2 protein-coding genes are annotated in these 5558 nt (G+C 51.1%); both read left to right on the top strand.

What is annotated here, in order from left to right; all coding sequences use genetic code 11:
• Positions 1-162: 162 nt before the first annotated feature.
• Positions 163-3102, top strand: a complete 2940-nt coding sequence (locus tag JW953_17035; GenBank protein ID MBN1994406.1) for a protein kinase — start codon at positions 163-165, stop codon at positions 3100-3102.
• A 43-nt stretch (positions 3103-3145) separates the two neighbouring features.
• Positions 3146-5359, top strand: coding sequence for an FHA domain-containing protein (locus JW953_17030; protein ID MBN1994405.1), 2214 nt, complete (start codon positions 3146-3148; stop codon positions 5357-5359).
• Positions 5360-5558 lie beyond the last annotated feature (199 nt).

Below are 5558 nucleotides of genomic sequence, written 5' to 3'. Positions count from 1 at the left end.
CTCTGAGCCACAAAACATTAGAGACATTTGGCTAGAGGTTTTGGACAGTTTTAGCCCGGTGCCAATTGAAGATCGTGTGGAACTGGAATGAGACGTTTTCAGCTTACCCATTTGTCCATGAGTGATTTGCCCAGTTGCTAATTTTCACAGGAGTAAAAACCGATGACTCTGCCTGAAGACACTATCTTAGAAAACCGTTATCGCATTGACCGACTGCTGGCGCACGGCGGCATGGGGGCTATTTATCGCGGCTTTGATACAAACCTACAGATGGCGGTCGCTATCAAAGAGAATTTTTTTCAAACCCCCCAGGCCATCCGCCAGTTTGAACAGGAAGCCTTGATTTTGGCCCGCTTGCACCACCCCAGTTTGCCCCGGGTTATTCACCATTTCAGTTTTGATGGTCAGCAATATCTGGTAATGGATTATATTGAGGGTGAAGACCTATGGACAGTGGTTAAAACGCAGGGACACCCCCTGGCGGAGACCCAAGCAATTAAATATATCATTCAGGTGGCCGATGCTGTTAGCTATTTACATCATCAAAATCCACCCATTATTCATCGGGATATCAAACCCCAGAACATAAAAATCACGCCCGACAATCGAGCGGTGCTGGTTGATTTTGGTATTGCCAAAATAGCCGAACACGATATGCGCACCCGCACCGGCGCGCAGGCAGTGACTCCTGGCTTCTCGCCTCCAGAGCAATACAGTGGCCTGGGCACTACCCCCGCCTCCGATATTTACTCGCTGGGGGCCACCCTGTATGCCATACTAACCGGCAAAAAACCCCCAGACAGCATTACCCTGATGGTCAGCCAGGCCAAATTTGAGCCGCCCAAAATGGTCAACGCCGCTTTAAGCGAGCAAATTTCCCAAACCATTACTCACGCCATGCGACCACAAGCTGATGAGCGTCCCCAATCTATGGCAACGTGGCAGCAAGCGTTACAGGCCGCGCTGGAATCATCAAACCTGGCTACGGCAGACGATTCTGAAACAATGTTGTCAGGTACCGTGCTGGCCTCAGAAGAAGGGCAAGATTTGGTAGTTTCTCCCAACCCTACCACGCATTGGCTGGTCGACTCAAAAGGGAGGGGGTATCCGTTGGATTCAGAGCCATTGGTTATTGGTCGCCATTCTAATGCCGATATCGTGTTAACTGTTTTGAGCGCCTCACGTCAGCATGCGCTGGTTCGGTTAGAGAATGGGCGCTGTTTGGTGATGGATAACAACAGCGCTAACGGCACATTTATCAATGAGCAACGTTTAGGAGAAACCTGGCATCCTTTGTCTCCCGGCGATGTTCTGGCGGTGGGATCGGCCCGTTTTCAAGTTACCACCAGCCCCCCGGCTCAAATAGCCCCGGTAAAATCAAAATTAGCCCCAACCCCAAATGATAAGGTTGAAACCATGCTTACTCCGATGGCGAATGTAGAGGCTGCCGTTGGAACGGCAAGCCCAGGGGCGGTTTCTTCAATGCCGGCTGCGGCGCCTCAACCATTGGTAGATTCCACTATGACCGGTTCTCCGGCAAAATTATCTCCTGCGCCCTCGCCGCCAACAATGTCTTCTCCGGTCACAGCTTACCCGGCGTCAACAAAAAAAAGAAGCCGGGGCATCATTTTACCCATCATTATTGCAGCGATAGTTTTATTGGCCGCCGTCGGCGCGGCGGCTTACTTTATTTTCAGCGCGTCCAATATCTCTACATCCGCTACCGCCACAGTTGTGGCGCAAAATGTAATGATAGCAGAGCAAACTCAAACGGCTGAAGCAGAACTGGAAATTGCCCTGACCATAACGGCTGAAGCAGAACTGGAAGAGACAGTAGGGGCCAAAGCCGAGGAAACGGCCAGGGCTGAAAGCGAAGCCGCCCGGCAAGCCAAAACAACCGCTACAGCCAAAAGCCTGGCAGCAAAAACAGCCACCGCCGCAAACGTCTCCACCAATACACCTACCTCAACCCCAACCCAACAAATGCTCAACCGGTTGGACAAAACGGACAACGAACCTACTTCCACGCCCACAGCCCCCCCAAAAACACCAACCGCCCCCCTCCGTCCGGTTACAGCGGGCGGCCCCACCGCTATTCCGGTGGAAACGGTTGAGTCTGTGGCCGAAATTGGCAACGCGCCTGTAACCGCAGTAGAAATAAACCCGCAGAATCCTAAAGAAGTTTATATTCTGGTTAAAGGCGATGTAAACAGCATCTATAAAAGCAACAACGGCGGAGACGGTCCCTGGGGAAAGTTGGATATTGATGCCTCCGGCCTCACCAATTTAGTTATTGATGCCACCAATCCGGTATGCCTATATGCCCCGGCCTGGAATGCTGTTCTCAAGTCGGTAGATGGCGGTAACAATTGGGAAGCTTATGGGCAGGGCCTCAGTACGGCCAATCGAGTGGTTGATGTGGTAGCAATAGATCCGGTCAATCCCAAAGTGTTATATGGCGGCATTGGCTCCACGCTGATCGTTTCCACGGATGGCGGCGCAAGTTGGGCGTCTGACGGTTACGGCAATGGCCTGGGGCAAGGCAGAATAACCAGCATTGCGGTTGACCCATTTAACCACGATGTGGTGTTTGTAGGGGGTGAGTTTGGTTCAATTTACAAATCAATTGACTCCGGTCGTGCCTTTATCCAGTTGGCCTTTAATACCGGCAAGGGGGCGTATAGCATCGCGGTTAACCCCAAAACCAAAGACGAATATCTGGTGGGCATCAACTCTTACGATGCCGCAATTATGAAAACAACCAATGCCGGCGATTTTCAATCGGTTAGTAATGGTTTGATTTTTGGTGGGGCTGATTCGGCTTACTGTGCTATAACTTATTCTCCCAGTAACCCTAACATTGTCTATGCCGGTAGCGGCTATGAACACGATGGCGATGCCAAAGGTATCTTTAAAAGCACCGACGGTGGGCAGAATTGGGAGAGCGTCAATAATGGCTTGAGGATCAATCCTGCCACCGGCTATCCCCACTATATCAGAAGCATAGCCGTGCATCCAACCGACCCCAACATTGTTTTTGCTGCCACCGGCTGGGGTTTATACAAAAGCAGTGATGGCGGGGCCAATTGGAGCTTAAAATAACGCCCTGTCAGATTCTATTTTATAGAAGAACAAGGACACAAAAATGAGTAGTATTCCCGTAATCAAACTAATTATAGAAAACGGTTCCACAGCAGGGCAAGTATTGACCATTGGAAATCAACCTAAAACTATTGGCCGTGGTTCCAGTAACAATGTCATCATTCAGGATAGTTCATTATCCCGGGTACACGCCAGGGTTAAGGCCGGTCCCCAAGGGCTTGTTGTTGAAGATTTGGGATCAACCAACGGCACTTATATTAACAACAGCCAGATAAGTGGTTCGGCCGTCGGTCGTTCCGGCGATACTATCAGGTTGGGCACAACCATTACGGCCCGAATACAAGTTGAAGGAGATGGGGATGAACAGGAAACAATGATGCCCGGAACCGTTCTGGCTGATAATCCGGCTGCGCCTGTTGCGTCGGACCATACGGTGATAGCAAATCAAACAGTTATGGCCGGCGGCGGCCCTGTAGAAACAAACGCAACCTACGTGCATGCTTCTCCACCATTCCATACCCATAACCAACCTCAGAGTTATGTTGCGGCCTGGTTATGGGTTGTGGTGGCCGTACTGATTGCTGCGCTGATTGTGGGAGGAGCCTTAGGATATTTATATTACACCAATGTTCTCCAGGCTGCCCCTCCCCCTGTGGTAGCCCAATTACCTCCTCCCCCCACAGACACAGCTACGCCCGAACCGGAACCAACAGCCACCAGCACAGCCACCCCGGAATCTTTAAGCGTACCGGGAATAGCCATGATGAAAGTTCCGCAGCAACCTCTTCCCCCAGAGGGGACTGAAATAGACCCCTTCTGCCAAACCCAAATTGAAATCTCGGCTGACGAAGCCGTATATATCCGGTGGCAGCATCCCCTGGCCGAGCCTGATGATGAAACCGACTATCTGACTGAATGGATCAACACAGCCCATTATGATGTCACCCTCAATGGCCGGCCCATTGATACCCTTAACTATTATCAAGATGAAAACTTTATTCTAAATTTGTGGCATCAGTTAGGGCTTTTGGAACCTGGCTCGCACTTTTTGCGCATTCAGTGGTACACCAGCCGCCAAATTTCCAATGGCCTGGACATCGCCCCTCCCGATGGCCAGGTGGATACGTTTGGGCCAGGTCCGGCCGGCGAAGGGTCGTGTGAAATTGTGGTAGCAGAACCTCTTGCCGCCGCAACGTTTACCCCTATCCCCTCTCCCACGGCTATGCCCTCCCCATCTCCCACCACAAAGTCTCAAGTTTCTCTCCCCTCTGCCCCCCTGGGTATTTTTCAAGATTTTGAAAGCGTAAGCAACTGGAAGCGGGGAGATCAACCTTACGGCGAATTTACCCGTTCTTCAGAACAGGTTCATAGCGGTAGCTATGCCGGGCAGTTGAATTACAACTTCCCCTCGTCCGATAATGATTATGTGGTTTTTTTGCAAAACCGGCGGTTAGACGGGCGCCCCAATGCTATTTCAGCCTGGGTGTATGGCGATGGCTCCGAACATTTTCTTAATGTTTGGGTAAAAGATGCCAACGGACAAACTTGGGGCATGAACTTTGGTCAGGTTGAACACACCGGCTGGCAAGAGATGACTGCTTTTTTGGACCCCGCTCAACCCTGGCCCAGTGGTCACATCGGCGGTCCCAACAACGGTGCTATTGATTACCCTATCACATTTCACGCCATTGTGTTAGATGACGGCAGCGACGATTATAGCGGTCAAGGCGTGATTTATATTGACGACCTGAACAGTCAAGAAGGGGTGACTCTCCCCACTCCTACTCCGATGGTGATTGTACAGCAGGGAGGAGGGGCTGCTTCAGGTGGGCAACCCGGCTCTGGCCCAGCCGCAAGTGGCGGTTACATCTTGGTAGTTGGCGGGCAACATAAATATACGGAACCTTGGGGCGCTCCCTGGGATGGCGATGCCTGCCGCGCCCATCGTGAGAATAACTGGAACGACAAAGCGCGGATGAGGGCCTTTCATCTGCAATTGTTGTTGACCAATAACACCAACATAACCGTACCGCATGCCTGGCTCCCCGATTATGTAACAGCCACCGGCAAAACAGGACGTTTTTGCTTTTTCGGCTATGGTGATCGCAGCACTGCCGTTGCGCCGGGGGCCACCGGCGATGTAACCTTTTTTACCGTGGTTGACCAGGGCGATTACGTGCAGCAGGTTATCCTTACGGTTAACGGTCAAACCATCCAACTCTGCCTGGGGCCGGATGGAATGGGCGGGCCTTGCTGATAGTAGGCCAATAGCGATCTGGATGTAGCAAGGTAGAAAATTATAAACGGACAACGTCTAAATTAAAATTTTTGAGAAGAGAATTATGGAAAAACTACAATTTACCCTTACCGCATTGGTTACAAGTTAAGGGTCATCAAGGATTGTCAAATTGAGTAGAACCAAAGCGGAAGGCTTGCGCTTGCGTTTAATCAAACCG

It is taken from the genome of Anaerolineae bacterium, assembly GCA_016931895.1.
Taxonomy (GTDB): domain Bacteria; phylum Chloroflexota; class Anaerolineae; order 4572-78; family J111; genus JAFGNV01.
The sequence above is the reverse complement of the archived record's forward strand: the minus strand, read 5'-3'. Positions and strand labels throughout refer to the sequence as shown.

Bases quoted from the DNA above. Each gene is read 5' to 3' on its own strand.
- JW953_17035 (MBN1994406.1), top strand. From the start codon at position 163: ATGACTCTGCCTGAAGACACTATCTTAGAAAACCGTTATCGCATTGAC.
- JW953_17030 (MBN1994405.1), top strand. From the start codon at position 3,146: ATGAGTAGTATTCCCGTAATCAAACTAATTATAGAAAACGGTTCCACA.